General features: G+C 59.1%; 1 pseudogene. It reads left to right on the top strand.

From position 1 onward, the window contains the following. Positions 1-259: pseudogene (locus R0J92_RS24290) on the top strand (ABC transporter ATP-binding protein); the annotation flags it as partial.

The raw sequence follows: 259 nt of genomic DNA, 5'->3' as shown, positions 1-259 counted from the left end.
ATGTGCTGGTGAAGTGGGACCACCGCACACGCCGGACATGGAAGCGCGGCACGCTGAACGGCACGATCCAGAGCTTCATGATGGTCTCCATGCAGTCCGGTATTCTGGGTACAGGTCTCATCATGTGGCGACAGGGGCTGGCGACGCCGGGCGACATTACCTTCGTGCTGGCAATGTTCTTCGTGCTGCAAGGTTATCTGCGCGATGTGGGACAGGATATCCGCAACCTGCAACGCGCCGTCAACGACATGGAAGAGCT

The sequence above is a fragment of the Tritonibacter sp. SIMBA_163 genome (assembly GCF_046535935.1).
In the GTDB taxonomy this organism is placed as follows: Bacteria; Pseudomonadota; Alphaproteobacteria; order Rhodobacterales; family Rhodobacteraceae; genus Epibacterium; species Epibacterium scottomollicae.
This window is presented reverse-complemented; position numbering and strand designations above follow the sequence as displayed.